Consider the following 15,367-nt stretch of genomic DNA (forward strand, 5'->3'; position numbering starts at 1 on the left):
GACGGCTCGCTTGCTCCTGACGGATGCCCATCAACCAGCCGGTTTATTCGCCCATCAGCAGACGTGCGCGTCAACACCTTGTACCGGTTTCCTCTACTCGCGGTGCTCCTGGCGAGCGCTGCAGCCGCCCAGTCGCAACCTGGAGGCGAGCGCAAGCTCCGGCAGCGCACCGTCACCCTGCCTGCCGCGGAAGAGGACGCAACCGTGCGTGTGGCGCGTGGGAAGCTCACCACCCTCACCTTCGATGCGGCGTTGGTGCCCAAGGGTGTCCAGATCGCAGGGCGGGAAACGCACTTCGAGCGAGTGGACGAGGACGAGCGGCTCGTCTCTTTCAAACCCAAGGTGGACCTGGCGCCGGGCGAGCGGCTGCTTCTCGCCGTACGTTTCGCGGATGGCGCCGCTCCGCTGGAGGCCACGTTCGCGCTCGTCGCCGCGGATGAGGAGGTGGACGCGTCGGTGGAGGTGGTGCGCCGCACGCGCCGCACGGAGGCCCTCGAGGTGGAACTGCGGGAGCTGAAGGCGAAGTACGAGGCACTCCAGGACCGAAGTGGCGAGGGCGGCCCCGAGGGCATGGTGCTCTCCGGGTGGCTCACCAAGGACATCAGTGCTCGACGCTTCGATGCGCGGGTGCCAGCGGACAACGCCAGCGGCCTCAAGGTGGAGGACGGCGTGGGCTACCGCACGGGCAAGTGGGCGCTGGTGGTGGTGCGGCTGCGTTGCCTGCCAGCCGCACGCCGGTGGGCACTGGGTGAGGCGCGGCTGACGTCTGCGCGCGGCGCTCCCGTGAAGGTGCTCTCGGTGCGCATGGACAGGCCGCAGCTCGCTCCCGGTGAGGAGGGCCTGCTGCTGGTGCGCACCGAGGCCCCCTGGTGGACGCTGGGTGAGGAACTGCGGCTGGAGCTGAAGGACAAGGAGGGCAGCCGTCCGCTGCCCTTGAGCGGAGTGGTTTTCTGAGCGCCGGTCGCGGCGCGAGGACTCTGGCCATGGCGACAACTCCCATTCACCCCGACCAACTCGTCCCAGGCAGCCGCATCGGTCCATGGCGTGTGCTGGCGTCCTTGGGCGCCGGCGGATTCGGGCGCGCCTTCCAGGTGGAGCGGGATGAGCAACCTGGACGGACCTACACCCTGAAGGTGGCCTTGCGGCCCGCGAGCCCACACACCCCGGAAGAGGAGGACGTGGAGGGACGCATGGCGCGCGAGGTGGCCATCCACATGGCCTACGACACGGGGCTGAAAATCCACGCCGTCGACCACTGGCCCATCCTCAGCGGCTTTCTCTACTTCGTCACGGACTATGTCGAGGGAGAGACGTTCCACGAATGGTGCTGGCGCACGCAGCCCTCCGCGGCCCGCCTCCTCACCGTCTACACAGAAGTGGTCCGCCAGGTGGGGGCGCTGCACCAGCGCGGCGTGTGCCACCGGGATCTGAAGGCCGACAACATCCTCATCCGGAAGGCGGACGAGAGGCCGCTTGTGCTCGACTACGGCGTGGCGCGACTGCCAGGTACGGCGACAGTGACGGTGGGGGTGCCGCCAACCTCGCCGTACCTGCTGCCGCCCGAGTGCGTCACCTTCCTGGGCCAGGAGACGTGGCGGCAGGGAGCTCGCTTCGACCCGGGTGTGCCCGGAGATCTCTACGCGTTGGGCATGCTGCTCTACGAGGCGCTCACGGACGGCTACGCCTTCCACCCGAAGCTGCCGTACGACCTGCTGATGGCGGCCATCGTGACGCGGGTTCCGGCCGCGCCGCACGTCCTCAATCCGAAGGTGCCCCGCGCGTTGAGCGACATCGCCATGCGGCTTCTGGCGAAGCGGCCCGAGGAGCGCTACCCGGACGTCAGCGCGTTGCTGCAGGCACTCTGGGAGGCGGCCAAGGAGCGGAAGCAGCCGGATTGGCAGGTGTCCTTGGCCTTGCCGCCCCCTGAGGACCAGTCCGCGCCGGCTGGAGGGGGCGGACACCGTGACGACGCAGATCCACCCCCGCGCGCTTCCGGTGAGGAAGCGCCAGCGGCCGTCGCGTCGGAGGCTGCCCCGGAGCCGGCGGGGGTGGATCCGCGCGCGCCAGTTCCTGAAAGGGCAGATAGTGGCCATGTCCCTGTTCGCCGACGGAGGCTCCGATGGCTGTGGGCGTTGCGTGCCCTCCTCGTGCTTTTTCTGGCCCTGTGGCTGGGGCTGAGCACACTTGCGCCTACACCGGAGAAAGGAAGCCCGCACGTGCCCACCGCTACGCCCAAAGCCCCTCTTGCTGATGCCCCGCGCTCGGGGCCTGCCACGTTCCTGGCTGCTGCGCTCTGTGCTGTTGCCGGCGTGGCCTGCTCCGCGGCCCAGGTGCGGCCCGAGCCTGCGGAGTGCCCAGAAGAGGCCCGGGAGGCCATGTTCCGCGTCCTGGGCGTAGACACCACGAAGGGCCTCAAGGCCGTCGTCGACATCAACCAGCCCGGGGACCAGAGCCAGCTCGGCACGTACGGCAACGGGAAGGTGGTGGGCCGCATTGCCGGCTACTCCTGGGCGGACCCGGCATTACCCGACGGAACCCTGCTGTACGGTCAGCTCTGGACGGGGCTCGTCGACGAATACGGCCGTCCGGCCGCGATGGCCCGGTACTCCGAGGCGAAGCTGCCGGATGGACGCACCTTCCCGGTATGCATCGTGCTCGGCAACCCCGACGGCCGCGTGCGGACGCAGCCAGGCTCCAACGCGGATGCCTCCGTGCTACCACGGGAACTCCCGGTGAGTGCCGTGGAGCGGTGGCCGTAGAAGCGGGGCGCTGAGGGCCACTTGCGGCCCCCAGCGCTTGTGGAGCCTATTATCCACGCCTCGTCAGGCTGGCGATGACGGCGATCCCCAGCGGCGCGGCCACGGCGGTCAGCGCCACCCCGCCCAGGACTGCGAAGAAGGTGTTCCAGCCATCCTCGCTCTTCTCTTCCTGGGCACGCGAACGCGGCGGGCCCGACTTTCCGTACTCAGCCCGCATCGCGCGCGCGGAGCGGTCCTGCTTCTGGCGGTTCACCCTGACGCAGATGGGGCGGAGGTTGTTGAAGTGGTTGGTGCCACCCCGCGCCAATGGACGCGAGTGGTCCACCTCCCAGCCTCCAGGCACGTCGAGCTTGCCGTAGTTCCGGAAGCTCAGGTTCTTGTGGGTGATGTGGCACCGGCCATTGGTGCTGTCGAAGACACGGCGCAGTTCTTCGTCGGTGTACGTCTTGTAAGACATCGTGGAACTCAATGGGCATGGGGCGTCCCCTGCGGGCAGACGAACGCCAAGTTGATGGACTAGGGGTTGGCCTATACGAACTTGTCGACGAGCTGGAGCGCCACGCGGCAGCTCGGGCAGGTGGGCAGCACGTTGGTGTCCACCGCGTGCCCCAGCAGCGCTCCGCCGACGCCGAACAGAATCGGAAGGAGTGGATTCTTTTTCGCCACCGTCGCGCCGAGCATGATGCCCGCTGCGGCGAGGCCGAGCTTACCGCCCAGTCGAGCGCCGAGATGGTCCGTGGTCTGCGTGTGATTGCACGTGGTGCAGATGGCCTTTGCCATGATGTTTCTCCGCTGCAAATGCAGCAAAGCTGAAGTTGTTGTCGGGATGCTTCCAGCCGCGAATTGCGGCGGAGGCGGTACGGCAGGGCCCGCCCTCCGTGTCAGCGCACGGAGGGCGGGCGGACATCAATGCGCTGGCGCGCTACTCGATGTCGCTAGGGATCCACCCACATCGGGAACGGCCGGCGGCGCGCGCGGATGACCTTCCCCGTCCGCTCGTCGACCTTCGACCAGCGGAAGATGAGCACCTTGCCCGGCGGGCCGGGAGGGTACTTCTTAGGCGTCTGCTGGGCCCGGTGCTCGCTGAGTTCACGCGGAGCTTCCAGCTTGCCGATTTCGGGGAAGGACAGCTGCTCGGAGCGGCTGTCGCGACGGCGGGCGGACTTCTTCTTAGCCGGGTCGCCCGGCTGCTTCTTCTTGTCGTTGTTTGTGGCCATGTGGGCCACCTCCTTCGAGTAGGAGGCGACACCCAACCCGCCATGGCATTGACGAACGCCTTCCGGAGTAATATCCGTAAGGGGCCTAGTGCTCGTCTCTTCCGCCACGGAAGACCGGGTTCGCCGTACTTCACTTCGGGGCCTTTTCGGTGCACGCACACCGGATTGGCCTCGAAATTTTTCATGCTGCGACTTCGTTCTACTGACTGCTGTGCTGCTGGACTGCGGTTTGTGGTTCGTCGTGTTGCACCTCCTGGTTCAAGGGAAGATTGCCGCTCATGGGTTGAGCAGCTGCGTCCTCCGAGTTTGGAAGCTCTCAAGGCGGTAAGCGGCCGTCTCGCCGGACACCTTGAAGTGGTTGGAGATGAAGAAGGCGTCCAGCGGCATGGGGTAGATCAGCTTCTCGAGGCTGTCCAAACCCGCCGCCGGGACGAGGAGGGCCGCAGCGAAAGCGTTCGCCTGCCACTCCGTGTCCATGAACTTCTTGTGCGGTAGGGCCTCGCCGCGGCGCAGGGCCGCCATCTGGTGGGTGAGGGTGCCCGTGCGCATCAGTTCGTTCGGGTGCAGCACGCCATGCCCCACTTCGTGCCCGAATGAGAACCGGGCGCGGCGATTGTCGCGCTCCAGTTCCTCGTAGGTGTCCGGAGAGAGGGCGACGACGATGCGGTTGCGCGGCCTGTCGTACCGCGTCCAGCCTTCGACGCCGGGCGGCAGCGACTCCACCGCCGGCTCAAGCTGGACCGGACCGCTCGCCGTGTTCACGATGTAGCGGTCCAGCCACTCGAAGAGCTTCAGCCCGGGCAGGGCCTCATGCACGGGCACATCCGGGGCGATGAGGCGCCGAATGCTCGCGGCCGAGCTCTCGATCGACTGGTAGCTCTGACCACGGTCGGCACAGATACCGCCTGGCGCCTTGCCGCTCAGCGCCTTCGCCCCGAAATCCATCAGTCCGCTTCCTCCACGCTGTTCACGGCCATGTACTCTCCCGTTCGACGACGGCTGACGATGGCCTGGATCTGCTGCAGCTGGTTTTCCGAGAGGGAGGACCAGCCCCGCATGAGTGCTGCGGCCACATCGTTGTGCTGCTGGGTGACGCCCACGTTGAGTTCGTAGGACCCCCGCCACTGGGCGGCAGCGTGCAGCAGCTGCTCAATGCCGTGCGACGGGATGTTGAGGAAGTGGGCCACCTTCATGATCTTCTCGGTCACGTACGGAGGGCGCACCCCACGCTCCACGTCGGAAACGTAGGTGATGGACACGCTCAGGTAGCGGGCGATGTCCCCCATGGACTTGCCCGCTCGCCCTCTCCACTCCTTGAGCAAATCGCCGAACCCTGCACCCATGGTCGGCTCCTTTCGGTTATTCATCCTATCAGCTGGCTAGCTGATGTGTCAACGACAAAAACGCCTCGGTGGGAATTTATCCCGGTTGATTGAGTACCACGGGCGTATATCAAAATCAACTGCGACGCCCTGGCCCTAGGTGCGATGCCCCCAGGTGGCAGCCAGCCGTACCCACCCTAACCACCCGTTCGCGGTGCGCAAGCCGGCTGCGGGAATAAAACTCAAAGTGCCGTAATCACTAGCCTCTTCCACCTGGAACCTGTCCCTTTTTTCCGCCACCCCTCCAGCCCTGTACCCTCCTTCTTCAGGCGCTCTTCGCGCCTGGAGGTCACCATGTCGTCCTTGGACAAGTTGCTGTCGGTGCCGTGCCCCCCCACTGCGGCAAGCCCATGCGGGGCTGGCAGCGCGTTGGCTACAGCGGCCCGTGCATCAAATGCGTCGCGTGGGGGAGCGACCAGATGAAAAACGCCCCCCTTCCGGACGCGCCGCTGGATGAGCCTCGGGAGTTGCCTATGCTGGACCCGGACGCCCCACGCGACTTCTCGGGAAACCGGCGGCGCTGGTAGCCCTCAGGGGCCCCCGTCCATCGTGCGCCGGAGAAGTCGGCCGATGCCCTCCAGTAACCGGTAGTAGAGGTACGTGGGAACCGGGCCGAATGCCTTGAAGGTGGCGGCGATGCGCTCCGTCTGCTCGCGGGGCCCGTGCACCAACTGCGCGAGGAATCCGTAGGCCAGGTAGACGAGCTGCACCATTCGCTTCAGCCCCGTCCACGTCAGCGCCCGGACGTCCTCCAAGTCGAAGCCCTGCTTCGTGAAGCGGTGCGCCTCCTCCACGCCCCACCGCTCGAGGTAGACGTCCACGATGCGGGCGGCGTCCTCCGCGGTGCGGATGTCCTCGCTGGTGAGCAGGGCCATGGGCTCCTGGCCCAGCTTGTCGCTGCTGGCGAACACCACGGAGTAGCGCGTCGTCCCCGGCCGAGAGGTGGCGTTGCCGCTGGCCTTGTAGTGCTGCAGGTGGACGTCGGACACCCAGCCCACGTTCACGAGGATGGAGGACGAGCGGCCCTGTACTCGCGTGCGGTGGCGGTGGGGGCGCGGGCAGTTCTGCATCAGCGAAGCCGGGTTCATGTTGCCCAAGGGCGTGAAGAGCGTCCGCTTGCCGCCGAGACGGAGGCGGACGACGAATCGCAGGCCCATCTCTTCGAAGCGGTCGAAGAAGTTGTGGGAGTCGAAGCCCGAGTCGAAAACCCAGAAGGCGTCCTTGGGGACGTGCGGCGCCATGGAGGCGATGGCCGCCAGGCTGAAGGTGTTGTGGCTCGTGTACTCAGCTCAAGTTTCGCAGGTTCTGCGGCCATCAGGCCGCTGCCTGCGCTGTGATGAAGAGGGCGGAGAGGAGGTTTTCGCGAGCCTGAGAAGGGAGTGCGGCTTGCGAAAACCCCTCCTGGAGGCTGGCCTGCTTCAGAGTGGCGAGCATGTCCGCGAAGGAAGGGCTCACCTTGTGGCGGTTCCAGGGGCGCCAGGCGGGCAGAAAGAGGGCGTGGCCTTCGCGGGCAAACCACACCACCACCAGGCTGTAGAGAAGCATGGCCATGGGGGCGGTGCGCAGGACGGCCTTGCGACTCCAGCCCTGGGGCTCTTCGAAGCCCAGGTGCTGCTTGGCTCCCAAGAAGGCCTCTTCGATGGACCAGCGGCCGGAGTATCCGGTGAGCACCTGCTCTGCCGAGGTGGTCGCGACCGTGCAGAAGAAGGCCTGAGGCCGGCGGCCTCCGGTCAGTGGCTCGACGACGACGATTTTCAACAGGCGTCCGGGCACGTTGTACCAGCAGGCCGTCGCCTCGATGAGGCGCACCCGGTCTCTGCGGCCGTAAAGGTGGAGCGTCAAGCGCCGTCCTCGCTGCTGGAGCATCTGCTCGGGCGAGGGCCGGCGCGGACCGTGGATGCGCGGCCTGCCGTTTTTGCCCATCGCTCGCGGCGGCAGGGGTTCACACAGGGTGGCTTTCAGGTGCAGGCGCGCCGTCATGTCGCAGTTGGCGGGCAGGGCCTTGAGGACTTGCTGGCAGCCATAGGTGGAGTCGGCGTGCACGTGGAAGTGCACTCCGGGGTGAGCCTGGCAGAGGGTCGCCAGCAGTTGGGCGGCCAACTCGGTTCGCGTGCGGTAGGCGACGCGCCAGCGCGCGGCGGCCTTCCGGTTGAGGTAGAGGCGGAAGAGGACGGGCAGGCTGAAGACTCGGTTCGGGCACAGGGGCACGCGGAGGCGGACGGCCAGCACCACCCAAGCGTGGCCCCAATTGGTCACCTTCATGCGCCGGCTGCTGATGAGCGGGTCATGGTGCATGCCCGCGCCGTACACCTTGCGGCCTCGCTTCCTGGCCAACGTGTCATCCAGCGAGAGGGCCACCCCGCCGGGGGCCAGCAGCGGCCGCAGGAGCCCGAAGAGTGCCAGGCCCACGCCGTCCAGGCTCCACGCCGCCGACGCAAACACCCGGTGGTAGGCCGAGTGATGCTTCAGCCCGACAGCACCCGCCGCGACGATGATTCCGGTGATGGTGCGCCGGCCGGCGTACAGCCAGCCCGTCACCACCGTGACCAACGAGGCGAGCGTGGGGGCTGTCATGCTCGCCCCCATCTGCTGGACCAGCACCACGAAGCTGCTTACCAAAGGCATGGGGGCGGGCCTCCGTTTTGACCGCGAGAGCTGATGCGCCACACCAGCCGCTAGCAGCCACGCGAAGGTCCCGCTTCCCTCCTCAAGGGCTCGTCACCTCGCCCCCCCCCTCTGAAATCTGCGAAACTTGAACTCAGGGGACTCCCCGGAGAAGAGACGGGCCAGCAATGGAAGGCGCCGGCCCCGCGCACCGACGGCCTCCACCGAGACGACGTCGTAGCCGCGGCCCAGCTCGCCGGTGCTGCCGTCGCGCACGGTGGCCAGGTACGGCATCTTCTTCGCCCGCGGCTTGGTGATGTCCGTCACGTCCACGGCGATGACGGGCTGGGGGAAGCGCCCGTCATGGAGGGCCGGCGCCACCAGCTTCAGGTAGTCAGCCTCCACCGCCGCGTCGTTGTAGCGCCGGGAGGCCAGGCCCCGGGAGAGGCGCTTCTCGGTGTGGATGAGGCGGCGGGGCTCCTCCAGCGCCCGGGCGATTTGGGACAGGAGGGTGCTCCGGCCCTCCAGCAGGCCGAAGAGGGCGTCGCGCAGGAAGCGGCGGTTGGGCTTGTGCAGCCGCCCACCCACCGCCTCTACGTACGCCTCGAAGCGCTCGGCAATGGACTTCTCCCGAGGCACACCTCTTCCGGCACTGGACGGGCCGGTTTGTGGTGCCTACCCTGCGCTCGTCCACCCAGGATGAGCGCGGCCCCACGGCCTCGTTCCAGTTGTCTCGGGGGTGCAGGCTGTTGGCGCAGCCGGCACCCCCATTCTTCTTTCCCTGCCGGCCTTGGCGGGCCGACTCCCCTCACCCTCGCTTCGCTTCTCGTCGCCTCCTTGGTTGCTCGGCGTGCCGCCCACGCCTGGCGTGGACCGTCAGCGCACATGGCGCGCGGTCTGGCTGCGAACCTGGGGACGCGTCCGGGAGCGTCAATGCCGGGTGGTGATCAGTCGCTCGCTGGTGGACACCTCCCCGGACGGAAAAAGTGCCCAGCAAACAGACACTTGCAACGCGAGCGATTAAACTTCCCGCATCGCGCGTTGCTCCGGCGGCGGCCACTCCGGGTACGGGGGCCCGCTGAACCCGCCGGGTCGCCAGCACCTCCATCCACCCACATCCCCCGGGCCTCCCACGGCTCCGGAAGGGCCTCCGGGTAGGGGGAAAGGTGATCCAGCGTTGACTTACCCTGGAAATGGGGTTACGGACCCGCCCCTTTCCCCAGTTCAGGTCGCGCCGGAGCGGTAAGGAGGCGCCGCCGTCATCACCGAAGGAGTAGAGCCGTGTCCAAGCGCACGTACCAGCCGTCGAAGGTCCGCCGCAATCGCGCCCACGGGTTCCGCAAGCGGAACGCCACCAAGGGCGGCCGTGACGTCCTCAAGCGCCGCCGCGCCAAGGGCCGTAAGCGGCTCGTCGTGTCGGCCGCGAAGAAGTAAGCGAGCCTGCGTGTGAGGGCCGAGGGTGCGACGCCGGGCCAGCAGGGCCCGGCAGATCAGCGCTTCCCCAAGGCCCTGCGCCTGCTTCAACGGCGCGAATTCCTGGAGGTCCAGGAAGGTGGGCAGAAGGTGCCCTCGGACTGCCTCCTGGCGCTTTTCAAGCGCAATGGCCGGACGTACTCCCGTGTTGGACTCACCGTGTCGAGCAAGGTGGGCAACGCGGTGGTTCGGGCGCGCTTGAGGCGTGTGCTGCGCGAGCTGTTCCGCAAGCGCCGCACGCAATGGCCCCCCGGCCTGGACGTGGTGCTGGTGGTGCGCTCCTCTGCGAAGGAAGCGTCCTTCTCGGAGCTCTCGCGTGCCTTCGACGGTGTCACCCGTAAGCTGCAGCGGCTCCAGCCGGTCGCGGAGACGAAGCCGAAGGAGCCACCCAGATGAGCCCGCTCGCCTTCGTCATCTCCCTGCCCATCCGCTTCTACCGGAAGTTCCTCGGGCCCTTCCTCCCGAAGGTGTGCCGCTTCCACCCCTCGTGCTCCACCTACGCCATGGAGGCGCTGGAGAAGCACGGCGGCCTCAAGGGCTCCTGGCTCACCCTCTGGCGGCTGCTCCGCTGCCAGCCCTTCCACCCCGGCGGCATCGACCCGGTGCCGTGACGGGGTTTTCCACCCACTGCCGCCCCTTCCCTCGCGGAGGGGGGAGTCTATGAACGATCCGCTCTCGCCCCAGTCGAACGATTCGCAGAAGCGACTGCTCTTCGCTCTGGCCCTCTCGTTCGCGGCCACCGCCGTCTACACCTTCTTCTTCGCGCCCCAGCCGACTCCTCCCGGAGCGGAGGGCGCCGACGCGGGCGTCGTGGCCGCCGCCCCCGCCGACGCTGGCACCGCCCCCGCCGTCTCCCCCGAGGGGACCGCGGGCGCGGGCACCCCTGCCGTCACCGCCGAGGCCGCCCAGGCGCTCCCCGAGCGCAAGGTGGAGCTGCAGCGCCAGGAGGTCCACTACGCCTTCTCGTCCGAGGGCGCCGGCCTCGCCGCCGCCGTGCTCCAGGGCTCGAAGATGCGCGAGCAGCAGGAGCTCAGCCTCGCGCAGGGCTACAAGAAGCTGTTCGGCGAGGACATCCCGCCCGCGCCGCAGATGAACGTGGCGCAGCCGGTGGCGGGCCAGCCGCTGCCGCTGGCCGTCTCCATCGAGGGCGCCAGCCCCCTGCCCGCGAACCTGCGCTACGCCGTCACCGAGGGCGCCGCCGGGTCCGCCGACGGCGTCACCTTCACCGGCCGCAGCGGGCCGTGGGAGGTGGTGAAGACGCTGCAGTGGCCCCGCGAGGGCTTCGAGCTGACGTACACGCTCCAGGTGCGCAACACCTCCGGCCAGCCGCAGAACGGCGAGCTGCAGGTGCACTACAGCCGCGCCATCGACCCCAACTTCGAGCACGCGCCGTCCTTCTTCGGCGGCGTGGGCAACCTGAGCCGCTCCGCGTGCTGGGTGGATGACGAACTGCACACCATGAGCCCGGGCGGCGACGCGCCCGAGGCCGAGGACTCGCGCGGCCAGATTCACTACTTCGGCATCGACCAGCAGTACTTCGTGTCCGCGCTCTACCCGCTGGAGGGCCCCCGCGCCGGCTCCTGCACCTTCACCGCCACGCCGACCGCGCGCCAGATTACGGCGGCCTTCCCGCTCAGCGTGGCCGCCGGTGAGACGGTGACGCTGCGCTTCGGCGGCTACCTGGGCCCCAAGGACCCGGACCTGCTCGCCGTGGTGCCCGGCCCGGCCGTGCGTCAGGCCGCGGGCCTGGGCGACGCCGCGTTCCACCCGAAGCTCGAGAACTCGGTGGACTTCGGCATCTGGGCCGTCATCTGCAAGGTGCTGCTGGCCGTCATGAAGTTCTTCTACGGCCTCACCGGCAACTGGGGCGTGGCCATCATCCTGCTCACCGTGGTGGTGAAGCTGGTGCTGCTGCCGCTCACCTACCGCTCCATGGTCAGCATGGAAGAGGTGAAGAAGCTCCAGCCGCGCATGGAGGAGATTCGCAAGAAGCACGCGGACAACCGCGAGCAGCAGAACCTCGAAATCATGAAGCTGTACCAGGAGGCCAAGGTGAACCCGCTGGGCGGGTGCCTCCCGCTGCTCATCCAGATGCCCGTGTGGATTGCGCTCTTCACGGCGCTGCGCAACAGCTTCGACATCTACGGCGAGCCCTTCATCGGCCCCATCTGGCGCGACCTGACCTACAAGGACCCCACGTACCTGCTGCCGCTGGCGCTGGGCGTGTCCATGGTCATCACCCAGAAGATGCAGCCGCAGATGATGGATGCGGCCCAGGCCAGAATCATGACCTGGTTCCTGCCCATCGTCTTCACGGCGACGCTGCTGCAGTACCCGGCCGGTCTGTCGCTCTACATCTTCACCAACAACATCCTCTCCATCGCGCAGCAGTACGGGCTGCGGAAGTGGCTGGACCGGAACAAGCCCCAGACGGGCGGTGGGACGCCGGCGGTGGCGGCGGCGGGAGGCAGACGCAAGTGAGCGAGCAGCAGCAGGTACCCCAGCAGACGCCGGCGGCCCCTGCCGCCGGCGGCGCGGCGTCCGCGGAATTCCGCGCGCGCGTGGAGAAGCTCCTCGGCGACATCCTCGGGCTGATGGGCTTCCCGGCCCGGCTGGACATGCAGGATGCCGCCGACGGCAGCCTCTCCGTGGCGCTCCACTTCGAGGCGGGCCCTCCTCCCGGCGTGGAGAACGGGCGGCGCAGCCAGGTGGTGGACTCGCTCCAGTTCCTGCTCAACAAGATGATGCACCGGCCCGGCGTGGAGCGGCGCTGGGTGGTGCTCGGCGCGGGTGTCCACCCGGAGCCCCGCCAGCGTCGCGAGCCCCAGGCCGCGCAGGCCCAGGCGGCTGCTCCCGCGCCCGCCGGGGCGGTGGCCCAGGCTGCTGCGGCTCCCCGCCCTGCTCCGCAGGCGGCCGCGCAGGCCCCCGCGAAGGCGAATCCCCGGGCCGCGCAGGCGCCCGCCGCGAAGCCTGCTCCCGTGGCCCGGGTGGATGCCGACGAACGCTCGGTGACGGTGGAAGAGGATGCGGCCCTGCGAGAGGCGGCCCGCCGGCTCGCGGAGAAGTCAGGCGGACTTGGGCGGTTCTACGCGCTGGCCGCTATGAAGTTGGAGGACCGCGCTCGCGTCCTCAAGGCGGTGGAGGGCGTGGCGGGGGTGAAGGTGACGGCGGAAGGCGAAGGCCGCAACCGCCGGGTGGTATTCACTCCGGAGAAGCCGGCCCCGCTGCCCAAGCGGAGCCTGCTGCCGGACGATGACGAGGACGACTTCGACGCGTGAGCGCGCTCGCGCCGCACGCGCCGGGTCACCGGAAGAGAGAAGAGGGATGGGCAAGGCGAAAGCTCTCAAGGACAAGCTGTACGGCGCGGCGGTGCTGAAGATGAGCTTCCGCCTGCGCGGAGACGAGGAGTCTCCCGCCTTCCGTTTCGTCTACCCGGGCGTGCTTCGGGATTTGGAGCTCGAGGACGACGCGGTGGAGCGGTACATCGAGGAGAACCGCGAGGCCGTGGAGAAGGCCGCCCGCGGCTCCACGCCTCCGCTGGGGACCCGCTGAGGCGGGCAGCATTCCTGCTCCTCCGTCGAGCCTCAGACATGACGTCCGCATCCCCCACCATCGCCGCCCTGGCCACCGCGCCCACCGCCGGGGCCGTGGGCATCCTCCGGTTGTCCGGCCCCGCCGCGCTGGACGTGGGCCGCCTGCTGGCGCCCGGCGTGCCCGCGGAGCCGTCGCCGCGCCACGCGTACCTCGCGACGTTCGTGGACGCGCGGGGCCGTGCACTGGACGAGGGCCTGTTCCTCTACTTCCGCGCGCCGTACTCCTTCACGGGAGAGGACGTGGTGGAACTGCAGGCGCATGGTAGTCCCCGGCTGCTGCGCCTCTTGCTGGCGCGTGCGCTGGAGGATGAGCGCGTGCGCCCCGCGGCGCCCGGGGAGTTCACACGCCGCGCCTTCCTGAATGGGCGCATGGACCTCACCCGGGCGGAGGCGGTGGCGGACCTGGTGGCCGCGGACTCGGAGGCCGCGGTGCGCGCGGCGGCGGCGGGCCTGTCCGGGGTGCTGGCCTCGCGGGTGCGGGGGCTGGAGGAGCCGCTGCGCGAGCTCCACGCGGACCTGGAGGGCGTGCTCAACTTCCCGGATGAAGCCGAGGGCGCCGACGCGGAGGCGGGCGAGCGTGTCGCCGCGATGCGGGCCCAGGCGGAGGCGCTGCTCTCGGAAGCAGGGCGTGGACGGTTGGTCCGCCGGGGTGCGCGCGTGGCGCTGTACGGCCCGGTGAACGCGGGCAAGTCCACGCTGTTCAACCGGCTGGTGGGCGAGGCGCGCGCGCTCGTGGACGATGAGCCCGGGACGACGCGTGATGCGCTGGAGGCCCGCGTCGAGTGGGACGGGCTGGGCGTCACCCTGTTCGACACCGCCGGCCTGCGAGAGACGCCGGGGCGCGTGGAGGCGCTCGGCATCGCGCGGACGCGCGAATTGCTCGCGGGAGTGGACCTGGCGGTGCTCGTGCTGCCGCCGGAGGCCGGGACGGCGGAGGCCGAGGCGTGGAGTCGCGAGGCCGGCGCCACTCCCGTGCTGGTGGTGGATGGGAAGTGCGATGTGGCGGGCGCGCGCGGGCGCGAGGCGGTCGTGCCCGGAGGCACGGCTCGAGCCGTGGATGTCACGGCGCGCTCCTCGGAATCACCTGCTCGGGCTCCAGCGGAGGGCGTGCCTTCACCGCGCCCGCGCGTGAGTGGGCTCACCGGTGAGGGCGTGGAGGCCCTGCGTGCCTCGATGCTCGGACACCTGTGGGGCGGTGGCACGCCCTCCGCGGTGGCCCTCGTCTCCGAGCGCCATGCCGATGCCCTGCGTCGCGCCTCCGAGGCGCTCTCCCGTGCCGAGGCCGCCTCGCGCGCCTCCACGCTGGAGGTCGTCTCCGGCGAGGTCGGCCTCGCGCTCGAGGCCCTCGGCGAGGTGTCCGGCACCTCCGTCTCCGAGGCCCTTCTCGACGCCATCTTCCAGCGCTTCTGCATCGGCAAGTGACACGGTAGCGCCCGCGCTCACCGTGCCATGGCCAGCGAGGGCTCGGGCGCTCCGGGCTCGCGCGTGCTCCACTCCCGCAGCAGCCGGTCCACGAAGACATCGACCTGGCGCTCCGCCATGGCAATCGAGGTCTTCAGCCGCTCGTCGGCGAACTCGTCGTACTCGATGGCGACCGACTCCACGTCGGTGATGCCGATGTAGCCGAACGCGGTCCGGATGCTCGGCTCGACGTGGTTCATGTGCTCCAAGCGCTCGCCCCTGGCGTACCCATGGTCGCCACGCGAGCTCAGGATGACGAGCTTCTTCCCCGATTCGGCCAGCAGTGGCCAGTAGGGCTCCCCCACTCGCAAGCGGTCGAACCCGAAGGTGCGGCCCACGCGGACGATGTTGTCGATGTACGCCTTGAACTGCGCCGGCACGTTGAAGTTGTACATGGGCACGCCGGCCACGATGAGGTCCGCGGCGAGCAACTCGTCCACGAGCGCATCGCTCTCCGCGAGCGTCTCCTTCATCCACGGCTCGCGTGCGCCCGGCGGGGTGCACGCCGCATGAATCCACCGGCCCGTCACGGGAGCGGGCGGACGCTGCCCGACGTCCCGGTAGAGGACCTCATCTCCGGGGCGAGCCGCCCTCCACCGTGCGACGAAGCGAGCCGACAGGCGGCGCGTGTGTGAGCCATGACGGTGTTGCTCCGAGCCGCCAGCACGGGCGCTCGAATCGATGTGCAGGACCTTGGCCATCTCGCATTCCTCCAGGTTCCAGGCTTCAAGATGAGCCCTGTTCATCCCGCACCCAGGGCCCACGCCATGCCGCGAAGGAGTGAGCCCTCGCGGCTGGCAACAGGAGAGATAGGGACTGGCCACCCCGGCGACAAACGCGTAATCCTCAGCCGATGGCTGAGCCGCATTCACCCATCC

General features: G+C 68.9%; 18 protein-coding genes. 9 read left to right on the forward strand and 9 right to left on the reverse strand.

All coding sequences use genetic code 11. The annotated features are described in order from the left end of the window. Nucleotides 1-63 precede the first annotated feature (63 nt). Nucleotides 64-954 (forward strand): DUF2381 family protein, encoded by an 891-nt coding sequence (locus tag K8638_RS21610; RefSeq protein ID WP_223756472.1) that lies wholly within the window; start codon nucleotides 64-66, stop codon nucleotides 952-954. A gap of 29 nt (nucleotides 955-983) precedes the next feature. Then, nucleotides 984-2,759: a serine/threonine-protein kinase gene (locus tag K8638_RS21615; RefSeq protein ID WP_223756473.1), complete on the forward strand. Its 1,776-nt coding sequence runs from the start codon at nucleotides 984-986 to the stop codon at nucleotides 2,757-2,759. 49 nt (nucleotides 2,760-2,808) lie between these two features. On the opposite strand, the gene K8638_RS21620 is transcribed toward K8638_RS21615, so the two are convergent. From K8638_RS21620 to K8638_RS21655, 8 genes are all read right to left on the reverse strand, one after another. Next, nucleotides 2,809-3,216, reverse strand: coding sequence for an HNH endonuclease signature motif containing protein (locus tag K8638_RS21620; protein ID WP_223756474.1), 408 nt, complete (start codon nucleotides 3,214-3,216; stop codon nucleotides 2,809-2,811). 71 nt (nucleotides 3,217-3,287) lie between these two features. Beyond that, nucleotides 3,288-3,539 carry a hypothetical protein gene (locus K8638_RS21625; RefSeq protein ID WP_223756475.1) on the reverse strand — a complete coding sequence of 84 codons (252 nt, stop codon included), beginning with the start codon at nucleotides 3,537-3,539 and terminating at the stop codon, nucleotides 3,288-3,290. Nucleotides 3,540-3,694: 155 nt separating this feature from the next. Next, entirely contained in the window at nucleotides 3,695-3,976 is a 282-nt protein-coding gene (locus K8638_RS21630; RefSeq protein WP_223756476.1) for a hypothetical protein, read from the reverse strand. A 276-nt stretch (nucleotides 3,977-4,252) separates the two neighbouring features. Further along, entirely contained in the window at nucleotides 4,253-4,921 is a 669-nt protein-coding gene (locus K8638_RS21635) for an ImmA/IrrE family metallo-endopeptidase (protein ID WP_223756477.1), read from the reverse strand. After that, a complete protein-coding gene (locus K8638_RS21640) occupies nucleotides 4,921-5,319 on the reverse strand; it encodes a helix-turn-helix domain-containing protein (protein ID WP_223756478.1) in 399 nt (132 codons plus the stop codon). Before K8638_RS21640 ends, K8638_RS21635 begins: the two co-directional genes overlap by 1 nt. A 569-nt stretch (nucleotides 5,320-5,888) precedes the next feature. After that, nucleotides 5,889-6,599: a transposase gene (locus K8638_RS21645; RefSeq protein WP_223756479.1), complete on the reverse strand. Its 711-nt coding sequence runs from the start codon at nucleotides 6,597-6,599 to the stop codon at nucleotides 5,889-5,891. Nucleotides 6,600-6,672: 73 nt separating this feature from the next. Then, a complete protein-coding gene (locus tag K8638_RS21650) occupies nucleotides 6,673-7,983 on the reverse strand; it encodes a transposase (protein ID WP_223756671.1) in 1,311 nt (436 codons plus the stop codon). 93 nt (nucleotides 7,984-8,076) lie between these two features. Next, the gene (locus K8638_RS21655) at nucleotides 8,077-8,601 is read right to left on the reverse strand and encodes a hypothetical protein (protein WP_223756480.1); all 525 of its coding nucleotides are present in this window, start codon (nucleotides 8,599-8,601) and stop codon (nucleotides 8,077-8,079) included. A gap of 642 nt (nucleotides 8,602-9,243) precedes the next feature. On the opposite strand from K8638_RS21655, the gene rpmH reads away from it, so the two are divergent. Genes rpmH through K8638_RS21690 form a run of 7 tightly spaced genes read left to right on the forward strand, consistent with a single transcriptional unit; the run spans nucleotide 9,244 to nucleotide 14,450 of the window. After that, complete coding sequence (gene rpmH, locus K8638_RS21660; protein ID WP_163993305.1) at nucleotides 9,244-9,396, forward strand: 50S ribosomal protein L34; 153 nt, start codon at nucleotides 9,244-9,246, stop codon at nucleotides 9,394-9,396. A 12-nt stretch (nucleotides 9,397-9,408) separates the two neighbouring features. After that, entirely contained in the window at nucleotides 9,409-9,831 is a 423-nt protein-coding gene (gene rnpA / locus K8638_RS21665) for a ribonuclease P protein component (RefSeq protein ID WP_223756481.1), read from the forward strand. Then, the gene (yidD, locus tag K8638_RS21670) at nucleotides 9,828-10,046 is read left to right on the forward strand and encodes a membrane protein insertion efficiency factor YidD (protein ID WP_223756482.1); all 219 of its coding nucleotides are present in this window, start codon (nucleotides 9,828-9,830) and stop codon (nucleotides 10,044-10,046) included. The genes rnpA and yidD overlap by 4 nt, the downstream gene beginning before the upstream one ends. Nucleotides 10,047-10,095: 49 nt before the next feature. Continuing rightward, on the forward strand, nucleotides 10,096-11,916 hold the full coding sequence (gene yidC / locus K8638_RS21675) for a membrane protein insertase YidC (protein ID WP_223756483.1): 1,821 nt from the start codon (nucleotides 10,096-10,098) through the stop codon (nucleotides 11,914-11,916). Next, complete coding sequence (locus K8638_RS21680; protein ID WP_223756484.1) at nucleotides 11,913-12,713, forward strand: hypothetical protein; 801 nt, start codon at nucleotides 11,913-11,915, stop codon at nucleotides 12,711-12,713. Before yidC ends, K8638_RS21680 begins: the two co-directional genes overlap by 4 nt. A gap of 46 nt (nucleotides 12,714-12,759) precedes the next feature. Beyond that, entirely contained in the window at nucleotides 12,760-12,987 is a 228-nt protein-coding gene (locus K8638_RS21685) for a hypothetical protein (protein WP_223756485.1), read from the forward strand. 38 nt (nucleotides 12,988-13,025) lie between these two features. Beyond that, the gene (locus K8638_RS21690) at nucleotides 13,026-14,450 is read left to right on the forward strand and encodes a tRNA modification GTPase (RefSeq protein WP_223756486.1); all 1,425 of its coding nucleotides are present in this window, start codon (nucleotides 13,026-13,028) and stop codon (nucleotides 14,448-14,450) included. 17 nt (nucleotides 14,451-14,467) lie between these two features. On the opposite strand, the gene K8638_RS21695 is transcribed toward K8638_RS21690, so the two are convergent. Next, nucleotides 14,468-15,190: an FMN-dependent NADH-azoreductase gene (locus K8638_RS21695; protein ID WP_223756487.1), complete on the reverse strand. Its 723-nt coding sequence runs from the start codon at nucleotides 15,188-15,190 to the stop codon at nucleotides 14,468-14,470. Between the last annotated feature and the right edge of the window lie 177 nt (nucleotides 15,191-15,367).

Origin of the sequence: Myxococcus sp. RHSTA-1-4 (assembly GCF_020037125.1) — a bacterium.
In the GTDB taxonomy this organism is placed as follows: domain Bacteria; phylum Myxococcota; class Myxococcia; order Myxococcales; family Myxococcaceae; genus Myxococcus.

What these genes read in the sequence shown, in the direction of transcription:
- K8638_RS21615 (WP_223756473.1), top strand. Translation starts at nt 984, where the DNA reads ATGGCGACAACTCCCATTCACCCCGACCAACTCGTCCCAGGCAGCCGC.
- K8638_RS21620 (WP_223756474.1), bottom strand. Translation starts at nt 3,216, where the DNA reads ATGTCTTACAAGACGTACACCGACGAAGAACTGCGCCGTGTCTTCGAC.
- K8638_RS21625 (WP_223756475.1), bottom strand. Translation starts at nt 3,539, where the DNA reads ATGGCAAAGGCCATCTGCACCACGTGCAATCACACGCAGACCACGGAC.
- K8638_RS21630 (WP_223756476.1), bottom strand. Translation starts at nt 3,976, where the DNA reads ATGGCCACAAACAACGACAAGAAGAAGCAGCCGGGCGACCCGGCTAAG.
- K8638_RS21635 (WP_223756477.1), bottom strand. Translation starts at nt 4,921, where the DNA reads ATGGATTTCGGGGCGAAGGCGCTGAGCGGCAAGGCGCCAGGCGGTATC.
- K8638_RS21640 (WP_223756478.1), bottom strand. Translation starts at nt 5,319, where the DNA reads ATGGGTGCAGGGTTCGGCGATTTGCTCAAGGAGTGGAGAGGGCGAGCG.
- K8638_RS21645 (WP_223756479.1), bottom strand. Translation starts at nt 6,599, where the DNA reads ATGGCGCCGCACGTCCCCAAGGACGCCTTCTGGGTTTTCGACTCGGGC.
- K8638_RS21650 (WP_223756671.1), bottom strand. Translation starts at nt 7,983, where the DNA reads ATGCCTTTGGTAAGCAGCTTCGTGGTGCTGGTCCAGCAGATGGGGGCG.
- yidD (WP_223756482.1), top strand. Translation starts at nt 9,828, where the DNA reads ATGAGCCCGCTCGCCTTCGTCATCTCCCTGCCCATCCGCTTCTACCGG.
- yidC (WP_223756483.1), top strand. Translation starts at nt 10,096, where the DNA reads ATGAACGATCCGCTCTCGCCCCAGTCGAACGATTCGCAGAAGCGACTG.
- K8638_RS21685 (WP_223756485.1), top strand. Translation starts at nt 12,760, where the DNA reads ATGGGCAAGGCGAAAGCTCTCAAGGACAAGCTGTACGGCGCGGCGGTG.
- K8638_RS21690 (WP_223756486.1), top strand. Translation starts at nt 13,026, where the DNA reads ATGACGTCCGCATCCCCCACCATCGCCGCCCTGGCCACCGCGCCCACC.
- K8638_RS21695 (WP_223756487.1), bottom strand. Translation starts at nt 15,190, where the DNA reads ATGGCCAAGGTCCTGCACATCGATTCGAGCGCCCGTGCTGGCGGCTCG.